We start from the raw sequence: 17,369 nt of genomic DNA, 5'->3' as shown, positions 1-17,369 counted from the left end.
TTATGAAACGTTTTATTTCAACTTGGAATAGAACCAGTCTAATTAAGCGTATTGCCATTGGTGTGGTAGTGGGTGCTGTGCTTGGTTTGCTTGTTCCTAAGTTTACGGTTATTGGTCTCTTGGGAGACATGTTTGTTGGTGGTTTGAAGGCAATTGCCCCACTTTTGGTCTTTGCCTTGGTTGCCAATGCCCTTTCCCAAACGCGAGAAGGTCAACAAAGCAACATGAAGACAGTTATTGTTCTTTATCTCTTTGGGACCTTTGCGGCTGCTTTGACGGCAGTTATTTCTCACTATATTTTTCCAATTTCTCTGAAGTTGGGAGCAGCTGCAGCGACTAAAGCGACAGCACCTCAAGGTGTGGGAGAAGTTTTTAAAGATTTATTGCTTAAGATGGTGGATAACCCTGTCAATGCCTTGGCTCAAGCTAACTATATTGGTGTTTTGGTATGGGCAGTTGTCTTTGGTTTTGCCATGCGAACAGCTAGCAATCACACGAAGGATTTGCTTAATACCTTGGCAGAAGTGACTTCGCAAATCGTTCGTTGGATTATCAACTTGGCCCCATTTGGTATCCTTGGTCTTGTCTTTAATACTATTTCTGAGAATGGTGTCGGTGTTTTGGCAGATTATGGTGTCCTAATCCTAGTTTTAGTGGGAACAATGGCCTTTGTTGCCTTGGTTGTTAATCCAATCATTGCTTTTGTGATGATGGGCAAAAATCCTTTCCCACTAGTTTTCCGTTGTTTGAAAGACTCTGGGATTACAGCCTTCTTTACTCGCTCGTCAGCAGCCAATATTCCAGTTAACCTTCAGCTTTGTAAGGATCTTGGTTTGAATCCTGATACCTATTCGGTTTCTATCCCATTGGGGTCAACTATTAATATGGCTGGAGCAGCCGTGACAATCAATGTCTTAACGCTTGCTGCAGTAACGACTTTGGGAATTCAGGTCGACTTTGCGACAGCACTCATTCTTAGCGTGGTTTCAGCTATTTCTGCTTGTGGTGCCTCAGGTATTGCTGGAGGATCCCTCCTATTAGTGCCAGTAGCATGTAGCCTCTTTGGTATCTCAAATGATTTGGCCATGCAAGTTGTCGGTGTCGGCTTTATCGTAGGTGTCATCCAAGACTCTTGTGAAACAGCCCTTAATTCTTCAACAGACGTTCTCTTTACAGCAGTAGCAGAAAAGAGCTGTTGGAAGAAAGCATAGCTAATTGTATAAGGTCGGCCTATTTGGCTGGCTTTTTGATTTTGGAGAAAACATAGTCAAAGACTATAGCTAGCTCAAGAATCTATCATCTTTAAAAAGCCCATAAAATATGGTAAAATAAACCGTTCAAAGAGAAAAGGTGAAACATTTATGACTAATAATTTATTGGTGCTTCAATCAGACTTTGGTTTGGTTGACGGTGCTGTTTCAGCCATGATTGGTGTGGCCCTTCAAGAAGAACCAAGTTTGGGAGTTCATCACCTTACACATGATATTACTCCCTACAACACTTTTGAAGCTTCTTATCGTCTGTTTCAGACTGTCGAGTACTGGCCAAAGGGAACAACCTTTGTTTCGGTAGTTGATCCGGGTGTAGGCTCATCACGTAAAAGTGTGGTTGCCTTAACAAAGACGGGGCAATATATCGTCACACCAGATAACGGAACACTTTCTTATATCAAGAAGGATGTCGGTATCGTTGCTGTCCGTGAAATTTCAGAAGTTGAGAATCGTCGTAGTAATACGGAGCTATCTTATACCTTCCATGGTCGTGATGTTTATGCCTATACAGGTGCCAAATTAGCTTCTGGTCATATCGGTTTTGGAGAAGTAGGTCCTGAGTTACCTGTGGACAAAATTCTAGAGCTTCCAGTGGTTGAAACCATCATAGAGGATAATTTGGTTCGTGGTGCAATTGACATTTTGGACGTCCGTTTCGGCTCTCTTTGGACCTCTATCACACGTGATGACTTTTATGCCTTGGAACCAAACTTTGGTGATCGATTCGAGGTGACCATCTTTAACAATGATATGTTGGTCTACCAAAATCAAGTTACCTATGGGAAATCTTTTGCGGATGTTCGTATCGGTCAGCCAATTATTTATATCAATTCCCTCTATCGTGTTGGCTTAGCCATTAACCAAGGGTCTTTTGCTAAGGCTTATAATGTTGGTGTAGGGTCTAACTGGCACATTGAAATTAAACGTTTAGGAGATTAAAGTAAGATTATGAAAAATAATTCAATTCGTACAGTAGTTGCGACAGGTATTGGTGCAGCACTCTTTATTATCATTGGTATGTTTGTTAATATTCCTATTTTTGGGAATACCAGCATCCAACTTCAGTATGCTGTTCAAGCCCTATTCTCAGTAATTTTTGGGCCCATTACAGGTTTCTTTATGGGCTTTATTGGGCATGCGCTTAAAGATGGTATTCAATACGGAAATATCTCATGGGCTTGGGTGTTTGCAAGTGCCATTACAGGTCTTGTAATTGGTCTATTCAACAAAAAATATGATGTGACAACTGGCAAGTTTTCTTTGATGAGTATGATTTGGTTTAACCTAGCACAAGCATTGGCCCTCCTTATTGCCTATGGTATCGTTACCCCTATTGGTGATAGACTCCAATTCGCACAAGCCTGGTCATATCTTTATGCACAAAGTTTTGTAGCTGGCGTAGCTAACTTTATTACAATTGCAATCGGAGGAACCCTCCTTCTTGCAATCTATGCTGGCTCACGTACACAATCTGGTAGTCTTACCAAAGACTAGCATGAATCATAGGAGAGTAGGACTGTCAGTTTGCATTGATACCTCCTCTCTTTTTTAGTAGAAACATGGATAAATACATTAGTTTTAATCAGTTTACATTTCAATATGATGCGCAAGCAGAAGCGACGCTTAAAGATATCAGCTTTGATATTGTCAAAGGCGAGAAAGTGCTCATTCTAGGCCCTTCTGGTAGCGGAAAGTCGACCCTGGCTCAGTGTCTCAATGGTATCATACCTAATATCCATAAAGGCCAGGCACAAGGCCAGGTAAGGATAGCTGGACAGAATATTTTCAAGCAATCTATCTATGATAAGTCACAGTTAGTATCTACGGTATTGCAAGATCCAGATGGTCAGTTTATTGGCTTAACAGTAGCCGAGGATTTGGCTTTTGCCTTGGAAAATGATTGTGCTAATCAAAGTAAGATGAAGGATAAGGTAGCTCTCTGGGCTGAACGTCTAGACTTGACTTCTCTTTTGAATCACCGCCCTCAAGACTTATCAGGTGGCCAAAAACAACGAGTTAGTTTGGCTGGAGTCTTGATTGATGAGAGTCCTATTCTTTTATTTGATGAGCCTCTAGCAAATTTAGATCCTAAATCAGGACAGGAAACCATTGACCTCATTGATAAAATCCACAAAGAGGTGGGAGCTACAACAATTATTATTGAGCATCGTCTAGAAGATGTTCTTTATCGTCCTGTTGACCGGATTTTACTGGTCAATGATGGCACTCTCCTCTTTAACGGTAGCCCAGATGAGCTTTTATCAAGTACTCTCTTACTGGAAAATGGGATTCGCGAACCTCTATATGTGACGGTTTTACGTCAGTTAGGATTTGACACAAGAGATGCACAAAATCTTAGTCAATTGGATGCTTTAGACTTATCTGGCCTTGTTCTGCCAGATAGAGTTTTGAAAGATAAAAGAGACAGTTCAAGTGATTCTATTTTGAAGGTTGAGGGGCTTAGCGTTTCCTATGGGGATAATCCAGCGATTATAGAGGATATGTCTTTTAGCTTGAAAAAAGGTGAGCGACTAGCGATTGTCGGTAAAAATGGAGCTGGAAAGTCGACGCTTGCTAAAGCTCTATGCGGTTTTGTCCCTAGTCAAGGGAAATTAACTTACAAGGGTCAGGATATCAGTCAGGATAGCATTGCTGAGCGTTCAGAGCGTATAGGCTTTGTTTTGCAAAACCCTAATCAGATGATTAGCCAAACTATGATTTTTGATGAAGTGGCTCTAGGTTTACGCTTGCGAGGAATCGAAGAAACTGAGGTTGAAGAGCGTGTTCATGAGGTCCTGAAGACTTGTGGCCTCTATAGTTTTCGTAAATGGCCTATTTCTGCGCTTTCCTTTGGTCAGAAAAAGCGTGTGACCATTGCGTCTATCTTGGTCTTGAAACCTGAAATCATTATCTTGGATGAGCCAACAGCTGGTCAAGATTACAAGACTTACACGGATATCATGAATTTCTTGGACAGTCTTCAGAAGCAAGGCCATACCATTGTGATGATTACCCATGACATGCAGCTCATGTTGGAATATAGTGATCGTTGTCTCGTTGTGGTTGAGGGGAAAATCATTGCAGACGACAATCCTGTTACAATTCTTAATCAGAAGGATTTACTTGAGTCAGCTAATCTCAAGCAGACATCTCTTTATACTTTGGGTCAGAAATTGTCAAGTGATCCAGTAGAAGTAACCCAGTATTATATCGAAAAAGGAGGCCCTAATGTCTAATCGTTTAATTGGTTATCAGTCAGGTCAAGGTTTCCTCTATGATTTGTCTGGGGCAAGTAAGATGCTTTTCTTTATCTTGGTTTCAGTTGCTTGTATGGCAACCTATGACCCACGTTTTATTCTAGCAGTAGGCTTACTTTCTATTTATCTCTTTTATTTGGCCAAGATTCGTTGGCGAGATATTTCATTCGTTGTTAAGATTATTGGATCGATTGCTCTCTTTAATTTACTTATGGTCTACCTTTTCGCACCTGGCTATGGTGAAGAAATTTATGGGGCTAAGACAGTTATTATTGAAGGCTGGTGGCGTTTCTATCTAACCAGTCAGGAGCTTTTTTACCTTGCAAATCTATTGCTCAAGTATTTTTCAACGGTCCCTCTTGCCATTCTTTTTCTTATGACCACTCATCCGAGTCAGTTTGCGGCTAGCCTAAATCAAATTGGGGTTCCTTATAAATTTGCCTATTCCGTGAGTTTAACCTTGCGTTATATTCCAGATGTTCAAGAAGAATTCTTTACGATTCGAAAGGCTCAGGAGGCTCGTGGTTTGGATTTGTCGCAAAAGGTGGGATTGGTCAAACGCATTCGCGGGAATCTTCAAATTGTTCTTCCACTGATTTTTTCTTCACTCGAACGTATTGATACCATATCGACAGCTATGGAATTACGACGATTTGGTCGCTACAAAAAACGTACATGGTATGTTCATAAATCTTTGATGAAACAAGATTACCTTGTCATCCTATCAGCTATCCTTATATTGGGGATTAGTATTGGATTAATTTTCTTCAATCATGGTCGTTTTTATAATCCATGGGGATAATGCTCTTAGCACAGAGAAAATCTGTCATTAAGCATAATAAAAAACGTTCCCGTCTTGTCCAGATGAACGAGATTGGAACGTTTTTTTGTTATTTCAAATAGCCTAAATAATCAAATTTTTCTAGTGTCCGATTGTCGGCGACAACTAGGATGATTCCTTCGTCAGGTAGTTTCTTACTTGGGTCAAAGTGAGTGTTTAACTTGCCATTTTGCTCATCTCTAAAACCAATAACGTTGACGTTATAATTTTGTCTTAGATTTAATGTATGCAAGGACTTTCCAGCCCATTCTTTTGGAATTTTAAGTTCAATTAAAGCCACGTCGTCCTCTAAATGAAAAACATTTGAAATGTTATAACGGAGGATGTTTGAAGCCAAGTCTTTTGCTGTGCTACGCTCAGGAGTGATGACCAAGTTGGCCCCCATTCCGTAAAGGACTTCCTCATAATTGTTATTCATAGCTTTAGCAATAATATTTGTAATGCCAAGTTTTTTACATTGCAGGAGCGCCAGTGCAGAAGATTCTAAGTGTTCTCCAGTTGCGATAATGACTGTATCGCAAGTATCAATACCAGCAGAACGAAGAAAGTCAATGTCAGTAATGTCACCAACAGCGGCCTTAGTCACCTGATCAGCAAGGGAATCAATTGTTGTAGAGTTATTATCTAAGGCAATAACGTCTTGTCCAAAAGAGGAGAGTTCGGTTGCAATGGTTTGTCCAAAGATTCCCAAACCGAGGACCCCAATAATTTGTGTTTTCATATAAAATCCTTTCAGAATATTGTCAATGAATAAAATTGTTTAGCCAACTGAAATATCAGTTGGGGCATAAGAGACATGCTTTTCTTTTTTTGTCATCAAGCTCAAGAGAACAGTGATAGGTCCAACACGGCCAATGAACATCAGAGACATGATAACGAGTCGTCCTAGAGTATTTAGATTAGGGGTCAAATCCATTGAAACACCAACGGTAGCAATGGCTGACACACTCTCAAAAAGTAGGCCTAGGGGCGATAGTGTAGGATTAGTCTCCAGCAAAATAACATAGCCGACAAATAGCATTGTTAAGAAAAAGAGGATAACTGTGAATGCTTGCAAAACAGTCTTATTAGATATAATACGATTTCGAAAAACAACGCTCGAGTTACCAGATAGCTCTGACTTAAAAAGCAGGAACATGATAGAGGCAGTTGTCACCTTGATACCACCCGCAGTTCCTCCAGGACCACCCCCAATAATCATTTGAATCATAAAAAGAAGATTTGTGGAGAAATCGGCATTGGTATAGGAAATAGTTGCAAAGCCAGCGGTACGCATGGTTACAGTCTGAAAGAAACTCACCAGAAGTTGTTGCCAGACATTGAGAGTACCGATTGTCTTAGAGTTATCCATTTCCAGTAACCAAGCAAGTAGTGTTCCTCCCAAGAGGAGACAGCCTGTACTTATAAGAACAAGACGGCTTTGATTGCTGAAAGGCCTACAAGCTAATTTCCAGTTCCTAGGACGATCTTTAATATAACGTCGCAATAGTTGAATCAAATCAATCCAAACTGCAAATCCCAAACTTCCAGACATAATGAGAAAAGCTACAGCAAGGTTAATGGTTGGATTGGTTGCATAATCCTGTAAACTGTTAGAACCTAAGTTGTCAAATCCAGCATTACAAAAGGCAGAGACAGCTAGAAAGAGACTATTAAAAATGCCATGACCAAGTCCAAAACGAGGAATGAAATCAGTCATAATCACAAGGGCTGCTAAAGCTTCAATAGAAAAAGTAATTTTATAGACCTTAAAAAGATAAGCTTTCAAATCTTTTTGGTTATCCCTGCTAAGTGCGGATTGAAGGAGATCTTGATCACTCAGTCCTAATTTATTTTTCAGGGTATAGGTGCTAAAGGCTATAAGAGAGACGAGCCCAAGTCCTCCCGTCTGCATGAGAAGCATAGAGAAAATTTGACCGAGACCATTGTAAGCCTTACTGACCGGGACAACAGAAAGTCCAGTTACACAGACCATTGACACAGTATTGAAGAGATGATCCAGGTAGCTTGTTTCTGGACTATTAGCATAGTGGCTTATAGGAAGGCTAAGTAAAATACTCCCCACTATAATGACAAAGACAAAGCTGAGCACAAGCTTTTGCGTGACAGAAAGACGATTGATCAATGAAAACCTCCGAGTTATCATAAGAGTAAATAATAATCCAAGGAGTAAGACACCTCCTTGGATAAACGTTATAGCGGCTTCTTGTTAGGAATTCCAGCACGACGTGGGTACTTATTAGGGGTTTCTTTTTTCTTATCGACAATAGTGACATTACGTCCATCCCCATTTGGCAGTCTGTAGTTCTCGTTGAGAATAGGCTTGGCAAAAAGCAAGTTCAAGGCATTTTTAGCATCGGCTAACTCTTCATCAGCTGCTGCAGCTTTAAGTGCAATAAGTTGTCCACCAACCTTCAAGAAAGGAATAGTCAATTCTGAGAGAACCTGCATGCGTGCGACGGCACGGGCAGTAACAATATCAAACTGAGCACGGAAGGCCTTGTCTTGTCCAAAATCCTCTGCACGTCCATGATAGAAGTGAACACCGCTGAGCTCAAGTTCATCAGCCAAGAGATTGAGGAAATTGATGCGTTTATTAAGAGAGTCGATGATAGTCACATCAAGCTCAGGGCAAAGGATTTTCATAGGGAGACTTGGAAATCCAGCTCCAGCTCCGATATCCAGAAGTCGAATACTTTGATTTTTAATATGCCCTTGAAGAACAGGAGCCAAAGAATCATAGAAATGTTTGAGGTAGACCTCGTCTCTTTCTGTGATTGCAGTAAGGTTGATCTTTTCGTTCCATTCTACCAAAAGTTCAAAGTAGCGTTGGAATTGGTCTTTTTGTTTTTGGCTGAGATCGAACCCCAGTTCTTTCAGAGCCTTGTAAAAATCTTCAGGTGTCATTATATATTCCTTTTATCTAGTTTCAATGCTCTTATTTTACCATAATTAAGAGCTTTCATCTAACTCTATAGGACAGATGGAAACTGGGTCTGAGTAAGTTTCTCATTAGCTTTGAAAAAAGTTCTAAGTTTAAGAAATATGTAATATTAAAGGTGTTATTTTTTCTTAAAAATTTGATATAATACTAATTAAGTCTAAAATCATAATCATGCTCTCTAATGAAAAGTGAATGTAGGGGATTATGGTCTTGTGGATTGAAAATAGATCCCTATGGGGAAATTTAATTTGAGGATTAAGAATGATTTATCTTTCAGAAGTTAGAAAGTCTCCAGAGGGGCTCGCCTTTACCGAAGCACCTTCTTTGTTGGAGTCTATTAAAGAACGCTATGATCAAGTTTTAAATCTTGAACAGATTCAAGCAAGTGGTCAGGTAGCCTATGATAATGGCTTGTACCTTTTGGACTATCAACTTAGCTATGATATTACCTTGCCATCTAGCCGTTCACTTGAACCTGTGACACTTAGCTTTAACTATCCGGTTTCAGAAACCTTTATACAAGAGGCAGATGCTGCTCTTCAAAAGGAATTAGTCGAAGAAAATCTAGTTCTTATCTTGGATGGGGATACCATTAATCTTGATGAGAGTATTCTAGATAATATTCTTCTTAATATTCCTTTGAGAGTATTAACACCTGAGGAAGAATCAGGAAAAATTTCGCTCTCAGGGAATGACTGGGAAGTCTTGTCAGAAGAGGACTTTGCCGCACTTCAACAGGAGAAAAAAGAGGCAAGTAATCCCTTTGCCCAATTGAACGGTCTATTTGACGAAAATTAATTCAAAAAAATAAACTAAAAATGTTTGACAATTTTAAAAATCTGTATTATTATATCATTAGAAGTTAATTTTCGGATTTATTTATAGGGTAAATCTACAGACTTTTTAAGGGAAATAGAAGTCAAAAAATTTTAAGAAAGTGGTAAATACTTATTATGAGCAAACGCATTTTGATTGTTGAAGATGAGAAAAACCTTGCTCGTTTTGTCTCTCTTGAACTTCAACACGAAGGATACGACGTTGTGACAGCAGACAACGGACGTGAAGGACTTGAAATGGCACTCGAGAAAGATTTCGATCTTATTCTCTTGGACCTTATGTTGCCTGAGATGGACGGTTTTGAAGTAACACGTCGTCTCCAACAAGAAAAAGATACTTATATTATGATGATGACAGCCCGCGATTCAATCATGGACATTGTTGCTGGTTTGGACCGTGGTGCTGATGACTATATTGTAAAACCTTTTGCGATTGAAGAACTATTGGCACGTATTCGAGCAACCTTCCGTCGCCAAGATATCGAAGCTGCTAAGAATGCACCAGCTAAAGCGTCAACTTATCGTGATTTGAAATTGGATGTTCAAAACCGTACAGTTGTTCGTGGTGATGAAGCAATTCCATTGACAAAACGTGAGTTTGATTTGTTGAACACACTTTTGAGCAATATGAACCAAGTGATGACCCGTGAGGAACTCTTGCTTCAAGTTTGGAAATATGATGATGCAATCGAAACAAACGTTGTAGATGTCTATATTCGTTACTTGCGTGGAAAAATCGATGTTCCAGGTAAGGAATCATACATTCAAACAGTGCGAGGAATGGGTTACGTTATCCGTGAAAAATGAGTAAATTACAAGATAAATTATTTGGTAAAGTAACCATTAGAAAAAAGTTGACCATGACAACTGCTGTGGTCTTCTTTCTTGTATTGTCGATGTTCACTCTGGTTGTTGTTTTCTCGGCCAATACGCTTCTTTTGCAACGTGAACGTCAAAATGTAAATAACACAATTTCGAAAGTTGTTACTTATATCGAAAAGGACTGGGATTCTGATGAAGAGTTGAGTCCAGAACCGCTTTTAGCGGCCCTTTATTCGCCTAAAAATATCTATGCATCAATCATTAATGGTGTGCTTTCTGAAAAGCACTCTTTGGATGGTCAAGTTGCAATTTCTAATAAATTATTTTCTAACCAATCTGTTTTTGTTTATGACAAAAAGGGAACGTTTATCTTTACTTCTGAGGAAAACACAGACTCTCCTCCAGGCATGTCTGAAGTAAACAAACTGAAGTCAGTGTCCTATAAAGGAAAGCGTGGTTTCTTACTACAAGTTCCAATTTACGGTAAGGATAAAAAGACCATCGTTGGTTATGCCCAGATTTTCCATGATTTGGAATTCTACTATGCTCTGAAAGAGCGTTTGATTTTCTTATTGATTTTCCTAGAAGTGGGGATGACGGTCCTAGTTATCGCAGCAACTGTGGTTGTCTTGACATCTATTCTTCGTCCGATGAGACAGTTGCACGAAACGATGGGAGTTATCACCGATTCGCCAAGTGATTTGGAACTTCGTTCTAAGATTGAAAGTCACGATGAAATTGGTGATTTGGCGGTTAACTTTAACCGTATGATGGATAAAATCCAAGAAAATAATCAGATGCAGATGCGTTTCTTGAGTGACGTCAGTCATGAATTACGTACGCCGATTGCGGTTATCAAGGGCCATATGGACCTCTTGCAACGTTGGGGTAAAAATGACCCTGAGATTCTTGAGGAGAGTCTTGAGGCTGCAAGTCACGAGGCCAACCGTATGACGATTATGATTAATGATATGTTGGATTCTATCCGTGTCAAAGGATCATTTGAAAATCATAGAAATGATACGTGTGATTTGAATTCTTCAATCCGTACGGTTATTGGTAACTTCCGTGTCTTGCATGAAGATTACCAATTCTATCTCAATGATTTTGAGAGCTCAGAGCGTCCAGCACAGATTTACAGCCAACACTTTGAACAGGCGATTACTATTTTGATTGATAATGCGGTCAAGTATTCTCCTGTTAACAAGGAAATCCAGGTTACAATTAAGGCTCTAGAAGATGAAATGTTGGTACAAGTACAAGATAATGGTGAAGGGATTTCTAAAGAAGATATTGAGCATATCTTTGAACGTTTCTATCGTTCAGATAAGGCACGTAATCGTACGACAACGCAATCTGGTGTCGGTATTGGTTTGTCAATCCTTTACCAAATTGTGGAAGCTTATCGCTGCCGTATCGATGTTAGTTCTGAACTTGGTGTTGGAACACGTTTCGACCTTTACATTCCATTTGCGGATGGAGAAACGACGACACCTCAACTTGAGCTTTAAATCAATTTATAAGAGTCTTAGAGTGATTCTTGGTCGTGAGCACGCCTCGTTTAGAGCGTGCTTTTTGTGTGTTTTTATGGTAAAATAGAGTACCGAATTTCAAAGATTGGTGGTGAAGTGCATGCGTTGTCCAAAATGTCAACATAATAAATCTAGTGTTATCGATAGCCGTCAGGCAGAGGATGGGAATACCATTCGTCGTCGTCGTGAGTGTGATTCTTGTCATGCTCGTTTTACAACTTTTGAGCGTGTGGAAGAAGTTCCACTTTTGGTTGTCAAAAAAGACGGTACTCGTGAACAATTCTCTCGCGATAAGATTTTTAATGGTATCTTGATGAGTGCTCAGAAGCGTCCGGTTTCTAGTGAGGATATCGAAAATGCCATCACCCGTATTGAGCAAAATATTCGCCGTAACCATGATGGAGAGGTTGATAGTGATGTCATTGGGAATTTAGTGATGAAAGAACTCGCTGACCTTGATGAAATTACTTATGTACGTTTTGCTAGTGTCTACCGTTCTTTCAAAGATGTTGATGAGATTGAAGAGTTACTTCAAGAAATCACCAAAACTGTACGTGCGAAAAAAGAGTCTAAAAAATGAGACCTATTGAAGAATTTGTCTATGTTGGCAATCAGGTTATCGTTCCCGATCAGGCAAGTTTGATGCGTTGCTATTATCCTATTATTGGGAGTGAGGGATATGCTCTCTACCAGTATTTCGTGGCTTTTTATGACAATGGTAATCACCGCCATAAGTTTGCAGCTATTCTGAACCACCTTAACTTTGGAATGCAGCCCCTTCAGGAAGCACTGGCGGTTCTGACAGCAGTAGATCTCTTGGCTTTTTACCAGTCACCCCAAGGTTTTTATGTTATAGAGCTTAAGTCTCCCTTATCAATTGAGCAGTTTCTAAAACATGCTGTTTATAGTTCACTTCTCGAGCAAAAGATTAGTGAACCAGCAGTAGACGCTTTGAAACCGGCAGGTCTACAAGGCTTGCTAGATTTATCTAAACGTTTTTCGGATGTCTTTACCGATGAGCGTTTGGCTCAAAAATCTGTGTCTGAAATCAAGCCTAAAAATTCATTTGATTTAACCAGTTTCAGGAATCGTATGCAGGCTGATGGGCTTGTATTTACAGATGAAAAGACAGATGTGCCAGAAATCTATAAATTGTCTGAGACTCATGGCATGAATTGGTATGATACCTATCTCTTAGCGAAAAAGACAGCCGTGAACCACCAGATTATTGTCAAGCGTATGCAGGTGCAATTAGAACAGGCTCAAGCTCAAACATTGGGTGGTGATTCTGCTTTGACGGAGACGGAGAAAAAGATTCTTAAAGCGGTTAGGTCCGAAAAGCCTATAGATTACTTGCAAAGTGCTAAAGGCCCAAGCGGGACTGTGACTAATTCTGAGAAGCAGATTCTCACGGATTTGGCACAAAGAGGCTTTATGGATGAGGTCATTAACCTTATGGTTGCCTACAGTTTGGGACGGACACGTTCGACGAATGTGAATCGAGAGTATATCTCTAAACTTGCCAACGACTTTGCTTTTAAGAATATCGTCACTGCTGAACAGGGGCTTTTAGCTTTGCGTAGTGGTTACGATAAGAAATCACAGCAAGCAAAAGCTGATTCTAAGAAGAAAACAAATGTGCCGAGCTGGAGTAATCCAGATTATGATAATCAAACCAGTCAGGCTGATCAGGCCAAGTTGGATGAAATTAGACGTCGAGCTTTGGCAAAACTAGAAAAAGGAAAGGAGTAGCCTATGGAAAGAGTTGGACAAACCCTAAACCGAACAGGGCATCATGGGTCTGGCAATGCAACAGATTTAACGAAGCAAATTTTAGCGGATCCAAGAGTGGCTAGCTTTATTCAAGAGCATAGCCTAAGCCAGGATGAAATCAAGCGTAGTCTTCCTAAGTTTAATCAATTCCTGGTGGAATGCCGTAAGGTAAAGGAAGGTGATGCCTCGTATATTGCCAAAGGGTATGAACCGATTCTGACCATGAATGAAGGCTACGCTGATGTCACCTATAAGGAGACGCGTCAGCTCAAAGAGCAACAAGAACAGCAGGCTATTGCTAAACGGATTAATTTGGTGAGTCTGCCTCAGTCTTATCGTAAGATTACCTTTGCGGACATTGCTCTAGATGATGTGGCTCGTGTTGATACCTTTGAGAGTCTCGTGGATTTTGTGGCGAATTACCCTAGTCCAGACCAGAAAGGCCTTTATATCTACGGAGACATGGGGGTTGGAAAATCCTTCATGTTGGCTGCTATGGCTCATGAACTTTCAGAGACCAAGAAGGTTGCGACGACCATTATTCATTACCCATCATTTACTATTGATGTTAAAAATGGAATCAAGGATGGTTCTGTCAAGGAGCAAATTGATGCTGTCAAACAGGCGGAAGTTTTGGTTCTAGATGATATTGGTGCAGAACAATTCTCTTCTTGGATTAGAGATGATGTTTTGCAAGTTATACTCCAGCATCGCATGATTGAGGAGCTGCCTACCTTCTTTACGTCTAACTATAGTTTTGCGGATCTAGAAGCTAAGCTATCCAATGGACGTCAAGGAGACGAGACTTGGCAGGCCAAACGTGTGATGGAGCGTATTCGTTTTCTTGCCAAAGAGGTTCACTTGAAGGGTGTTAATCGCCGTTAAGTTGAATCTATTAATAATAAAGAATAAGAGAGTTTGCTTTCCTTGGTGGAAGTGAGACTGCTAAATGAAGAAAGGAATCCCTATTTAATCAGGGACTTAAACATATGACATTACCTACAGTTGCTATCGTGGGTCGCCCAAACGTTGGGAAATCGACCCTATTTAACCGAATTGCGGGTGAACGTATCTCTATCGTCGAAGACGTTGAAGGGGTAACACGTGACCGTATTTATACCTCTGCTGAATGGCTTAATCGCCAGTTTAGCTTGATTGATACTGGTGGTATCGATGATGTTGATGCACCATTTATGGAACAAATTAAGCACCAAGCTGACATTGCCATGACTGAAGCTGACGTTATTGTCTTTGTCGTCTCAGGTAAGGAAGGCGTGACAGATGCGGACGAGTACGTTGCTCGTATTCTCTATAAGACCAACAAGCCAGTTATCTTGGCGGTAAATAAAGTGGATAACCCTGAGATGCGTGCAGATATCTATGATTTTTATTCTCTAGGTCTTGGTGATCCTTATCCAGTTTCATCTGTTCACGGTATCGGTACAGGGGATGTTCTCGATGCTATCGTTGAAAATCTTCCAACAGAAGTTGAAGAAGAAAATACAGATATCATTCGTTTTAGTTTGATTGGACGTCCAAACGTCGGAAAATCAAGCTTGATTAACGCCATTTTGGGCGAGGACCGAGTGATTGCTAGCCCGATTGCTGGTACGACTCGAGATGCCATTGATACAAACTTTGTGGACAGTGAAGGTCAAGAGTATACCATGATTGACACCGCTGGTATGCGTAAATCTGGTAAGGTTTATGAAAACACAGAAAAATACTCTGTCATGCGTTCAATGCGTGCTATTGACCGTTCTGATATCGTCCTTATGGTTATTAATGCCGAAGAAGGTATCCGTGAGTATGACAAGCGTATCGCTGGTTTTGCCCATGAAGCTGGTAAAGGGATTATCATCGTAGTTAACAAATGGGATACGATTAAGAAAGACAATCATACCGTTGCTAACTGGGAAGCAGATATCCGTGATCAGTTCCAATTTTTGAGCTATGCACCAATTATCTTTGTATCGGCTGAGACGAAACAACGTCTTAACAAGTTGCCAGAGATGATTAAACGCATCAGTGAGAGTCAAAATCGTCGTATTTCATCGGCTGTTTTGAATGATGTTATCATGGATGCCATTGCCATCAACCCAACACCAACTGACAAAGGAAAACGCCTTAAGATTTTCTATGGTACACAAGTTTCGGTTAAACCACCAACATTTGTTATCTTTGTCAATGAAGAAGAGCTTATGCACTTCTCATACATGCGTTTCTTGGAAAATCAAATTCGTCAAGCCTTTGGTTTCGAGGGAACACCAATTCATTTGATTGCTCGTAAACGTAAATAAAAAAGAGACCAACCAGAATAGAATCTTTATGGGTTGGTCTTTTATCATTGTAAGGAGAAAACGATGTTAGAAAATGTTCAAGCTTATTTGTCAAAACAGGGAGTTAAGTATATCAAACCTGAAAAAGCCGGTCCACATCAGGAAGAGATGGAAGACCTCAAGGCGCTTGGTCAAGCAGCTCGTAAGGAGATGCAGACTTTAGCAAAACTTCTAGAGGAGCGTTTGGCACCCTTTAAGATGGATCGTGTCAGTAATTGGGCCAATCAGGCACAAATATGTCGCCCGCACTTTTGGTGCTATTACAGGGCCCCTGAGGATAGTTTAGACGATGTTGCTATGGCGATTCGACTTTATGGTCAGCCTGAAAAATGGGGGATTTCAGTAGAAGTTAGCTTTGTCGAACGTAAAAAATCAGATACCACTCTAGCTAAGCAACATAAGGTCCTAGACTTACCGATTGCTTTTCCACTTTACTATTTTGCTCAAGAAGATGGTGTCAGTCATCGTGTGGAAGGAACTGAAGAGAATCGCCAGATGCTTAAAGAAGCAGTTAGAGATGGTCGTGTTCGTAAGGTGTTAGTCAAGTATGATGTGACAGTGACTGCTAGTGAAACAATGGAAGAGTTGGTAGAAGAACTCGCTGATGGGTTCTATAAGTTGAAACCATACTACGAGGAAGCTAATCGAAACTAAAAAACTTTGGTTTAAATATTTAATTTTTTACTATCAGTTAGATTATTTACTTGGTATGAAGTTATTAAAATCTATTTTTGAGATAGAAACATTGTAAGTTCTAAAAGAATTGTGAATAATTGAATGTATTATTAATAAATTTATTTTTAATCTGTATTGATTGTTTGCATTCTAGATAAATTGTTTATGCTATAATTAAGAATATATAACAAAGGAGATATCTATGGAAAAAGATTACAATCAAAATAATTTGGCTAATTACTCAAAATATAATTCTCAGGTACCAATTAAGACTAAACGAAAGAATAGATTGGTAATCTGTAGTTTATTGGTCGTTCTAGTAATCTCTGCAATTTCATTTGGAGCATATTATGTCTATTCGATTAAGAATAGTGTAGATGGTGTGTGGACACTAACTGATAATAGCCGAAAATCATTGTACTCTTATCCAAGTGGGGAATATAATGTTGAACTTGTAATTAAGGGAAATTCTTTTCAGATGATTACTAGTCTTAAATATTTTAAAGAAAGTGATTTTAAAAAGGAAAAAGATTATTATGAAAAGGATAAGTTTTATAATGTAGATGAAAGCTCTAAGACCATCTCTTGGTACTCTGCTAAGGGAACTATAAATAAGAAAAATTCAAAAATTTATTTTTATAGTAGATCGGAGAAAAATAAAAATAAATGGGAATACCACTCTACGTCGAAATTTAATCTGAATAAAGGTATGATTTCTATTTCTCAAATAGATTCGTCGATAGGACCAAGTAATTTGTATTTTATAAAAGTTAACAAGTAGGTAAAAATAAAAGTTATCAGAGGTTATTATACTTAGCCTAAAAAGTTAGAAAGATAATTTGAGTAAGGGATTTAGTTCTTTATTGTACAAGACTAAGTCCTTTTCTACCATTTGTCAAGTATATCAAGGTATTTGATGAAAAATAGTTTGAGTTCCATATGTCAAACGAAGGAAATTGTCTTTTTTTGAGCTAAAGTTTAGTGTAAAAAGTGTACACAAAACCAACACCTTACATAGTGATTTTTTTGATAAGGTGTTACAATAATATGGCATAAACAATTTTACCGATTTTGGGTAG

At 39.4% G+C, this 17,369-nt stretch carries 17 protein-coding genes; 14 read left to right on the top strand and 3 right to left on the bottom strand.

Going from position 1 to position 17,369, the window contains the following annotated elements:
- The first annotated feature begins 2 nt into the window (after positions 1-2).
- From sstT to HMPREF2637_RS00240, 5 genes are all read left to right on the top strand, one after another.
- Complete coding sequence (gene sstT, locus HMPREF2637_RS00260; RefSeq protein WP_064524913.1) at positions 3-1,211, top strand: serine/threonine transporter SstT; 1,209 nt, start codon at positions 3-5, stop codon at positions 1,209-1,211.
- Between the two features lie 150 nt (positions 1,212-1,361).
- Entirely contained in the window at positions 1,362-2,210 is an 849-nt protein-coding gene (locus tag HMPREF2637_RS00255) for an SAM hydrolase/SAM-dependent halogenase family protein (RefSeq protein WP_064524915.1), read from the top strand.
- 9 nt (positions 2,211-2,219) lie between these two features.
- Positions 2,220-2,765, top strand: coding sequence for an ECF-type riboflavin transporter substrate-binding protein (locus HMPREF2637_RS00250; RefSeq protein WP_002889953.1), 546 nt, complete (start codon positions 2,220-2,222; stop codon positions 2,763-2,765).
- Between the two features lie 65 nt (positions 2,766-2,830).
- Positions 2,831-4,507, top strand: a complete 1,677-nt coding sequence (locus HMPREF2637_RS00245; protein ID WP_064524918.1) for an ABC transporter ATP-binding protein — start codon at positions 2,831-2,833, stop codon at positions 4,505-4,507.
- A complete protein-coding gene (locus HMPREF2637_RS00240; protein WP_064524920.1) occupies positions 4,500-5,330 on the top strand; it encodes an energy-coupling factor transporter transmembrane component T family protein in 831 nt (276 codons plus the stop codon). Before HMPREF2637_RS00245 ends, HMPREF2637_RS00240 begins: the two co-directional genes overlap by 8 nt.
- An 88-nt stretch (positions 5,331-5,418) precedes the next feature.
- Here the strand turns inward: HMPREF2637_RS00240 and HMPREF2637_RS00235 are convergent, their stop codons facing one another.
- The 3 genes from HMPREF2637_RS00235 to rsmG all read right to left on the bottom strand — a co-directional run bounded on the left by HMPREF2637_RS00235 (position 5,419) and on the right by rsmG (position 8,276).
- Positions 5,419-6,090 (bottom strand): potassium channel family protein, encoded by a 672-nt coding sequence (locus tag HMPREF2637_RS00235; protein WP_064524923.1) that lies wholly within the window; start codon positions 6,088-6,090, stop codon positions 5,419-5,421.
- A gap of 39 nt (positions 6,091-6,129) precedes the next feature.
- Positions 6,130-7,494 (bottom strand): TrkH family potassium uptake protein, encoded by a 1,365-nt coding sequence (locus HMPREF2637_RS00230; RefSeq protein WP_081260152.1) that lies wholly within the window; start codon positions 7,492-7,494, stop codon positions 6,130-6,132.
- A 68-nt stretch (positions 7,495-7,562) separates the two neighbouring features.
- Positions 7,563-8,276, bottom strand: coding sequence for a 16S rRNA (guanine(527)-N(7))-methyltransferase RsmG (gene rsmG / locus HMPREF2637_RS00225; RefSeq protein WP_002889960.1), 714 nt, complete (start codon positions 8,274-8,276; stop codon positions 7,563-7,565).
- A gap of 298 nt (positions 8,277-8,574) precedes the next feature.
- On the opposite strand from rsmG, the gene HMPREF2637_RS00220 reads away from it, so the two are divergent.
- From HMPREF2637_RS00220 to HMPREF2637_RS00180, 9 genes are all read left to right on the top strand, one after another.
- Positions 8,575-9,111, top strand: coding sequence for a DUF177 domain-containing protein (locus tag HMPREF2637_RS00220; RefSeq protein WP_064524925.1), 537 nt, complete (start codon positions 8,575-8,577; stop codon positions 9,109-9,111).
- 155 nt (positions 9,112-9,266) lie between these two features.
- Entirely contained in the window at positions 9,267-9,956 is a 690-nt protein-coding gene (locus tag HMPREF2637_RS00215) for a response regulator transcription factor (RefSeq protein ID WP_002883757.1), read from the top strand.
- Positions 9,953-11,482 (top strand): HAMP domain-containing sensor histidine kinase, encoded by a 1,530-nt coding sequence (locus HMPREF2637_RS00210; protein ID WP_002889963.1) that lies wholly within the window; start codon positions 9,953-9,955, stop codon positions 11,480-11,482. The genes HMPREF2637_RS00215 and HMPREF2637_RS00210 overlap by 4 nt, the downstream gene beginning before the upstream one ends.
- 121 nt (positions 11,483-11,603) lie before the next feature.
- Positions 11,604-12,083: a transcriptional regulator NrdR gene (nrdR, locus tag HMPREF2637_RS00205; protein ID WP_002883820.1), complete on the top strand. Its 480-nt coding sequence runs from the start codon at positions 11,604-11,606 to the stop codon at positions 12,081-12,083.
- The gene (locus HMPREF2637_RS00200; protein WP_064524931.1) at positions 12,080-13,255 is read left to right on the top strand and encodes a DnaD domain protein; all 1,176 of its coding nucleotides are present in this window, start codon (positions 12,080-12,082) and stop codon (positions 13,253-13,255) included. The genes nrdR and HMPREF2637_RS00200 overlap by 4 nt, the downstream gene beginning before the upstream one ends.
- Positions 13,256-13,258: 3 nt before the next feature.
- Positions 13,259-14,161 (top strand): primosomal protein DnaI, encoded by a 903-nt coding sequence (gene dnaI / locus HMPREF2637_RS00195; RefSeq protein ID WP_002883792.1) that lies wholly within the window; start codon positions 13,259-13,261, stop codon positions 14,159-14,161.
- A gap of 104 nt (positions 14,162-14,265) precedes the next feature.
- Positions 14,266-15,576 (top strand): ribosome biogenesis GTPase Der, encoded by a 1,311-nt coding sequence (der, locus tag HMPREF2637_RS00190; protein ID WP_070838881.1) that lies wholly within the window; start codon positions 14,266-14,268, stop codon positions 15,574-15,576.
- Positions 15,577-15,639: 63 nt separating this feature from the next.
- A complete protein-coding gene (locus HMPREF2637_RS00185) occupies positions 15,640-16,269 on the top strand; it encodes a hypothetical protein (RefSeq protein ID WP_064524937.1) in 630 nt (209 codons plus the stop codon).
- A gap of 223 nt (positions 16,270-16,492) precedes the next feature.
- Positions 16,493-17,071 carry a hypothetical protein gene (locus tag HMPREF2637_RS00180; protein ID WP_064524941.1) on the top strand — a complete coding sequence of 193 codons (579 nt, stop codon included), beginning with the start codon at positions 16,493-16,495 and terminating at the stop codon, positions 17,069-17,071.
- The last annotated feature ends 298 nt before the right edge of the window (positions 17,072-17,369 follow it).

Origin of the sequence: Streptococcus sp. HMSC065H07 (assembly GCF_001837325.1) — a bacterium.
Taxonomy (GTDB): Bacteria; Bacillota; Bacilli; order Lactobacillales; family Streptococcaceae; genus Streptococcus; species Streptococcus salivarius_H.
This window is presented reverse-complemented; position numbering and strand designations above follow the sequence as displayed.